This window comes from Tenacibaculum xiamenense, from assembly GCF_964513065.1.
In the GTDB taxonomy this organism is placed as follows: domain Bacteria; phylum Bacteroidota; class Bacteroidia; order Flavobacteriales; family Flavobacteriaceae; genus Polaribacter; species Polaribacter xiamenense.
In genome coordinates, this window is sequence record NZ_CAZEQU010000026.1 from 6,963 (window position 1) to 7,878 (window position 916).

Sequence of the window (916 nt, forward strand, 5' to 3'; positions counted from 1 at the left end):
ATACGTTGTATCATTGATCGTTACCACTGGAATCGTTACCGTAGTACTTCCTGCTGGAATCGTATAACTTACACTACTTTGAGCTGTATAATCATCGCCTGTGGTGGCTGAACCATCACTCGTACTTACATCAAAAGTAACATCATATTGTGATGGATTGCTTAAGGTAGCAGTAAAGTTTGCTGTACTTCCTTCTGCAACCGTAATATCATCTATACTTATCGTTGGAGCACTATCGCCTAAATCAGTAATCGTTCCGGCTCCTACCAAGTCAGTTGTTGTTATTGCTTCTGCTGGAGTTGAACCAATACTTACGTTACTCATCGTAACAGTATACGTCTCATTTGTTGGCTCATACGTAGTATCATTGATCGTTACCACTGGAATTGTTACCGTAGTACTTCCTGCTGGAATCGTATAACTTACACTACTCTGAGCTGTATAATCATCGCCTGCCGTGGCTGAACCATCACTCGTACTTACATCAAAAGTAACATCATATTGTGATGGATTGCTTAAGGTAGCAGTAAAGTTTGCTGTACTTCCTTCTGCAACAGTAATATCATCAATACTAATCGTCGGTGCACTATCACCTAAATCAGTAATCGTTCCGGCTCCTACCAAGTCAGTTGTTGTAATTGCCTCTGCTGGAGTTGAACCAATACTTACATTACTCATCGTAACAGTATACGTCTCATTTGTTGGCTCATACGTAGTATCATTGATCGTTACCACTGGAATTGTTACCGTAGTACTTCCTGCTGGAATCGTATAACTTACACTACTTTGAGCTGTATAATCATCCCCTGCCGTGGCTGAACCATCACTCGTAGTAACATCAAAAGTAACATCATATTGTGATGGATTGCTTAAGGTAGCAGTAAAGTTTGCTGTACTTCCTTCTGCAACCGTAATA

Annotated in this window: 1 protein-coding gene (running past one end of the window); it reads right to left on the bottom strand. The window is 40.5% G+C overall.

The window, feature by feature from the left end:
* Positions 1–916 carry part of the coding region annotated (locus ACKTTV_RS10015) for a Calx-beta domain-containing protein (protein ID WP_408030706.1) on the bottom strand (this coding region is incomplete at its 5' end). The annotated region extends 6,630 nt beyond the left edge of the window, so 916 of the 7,546 annotated nt are shown.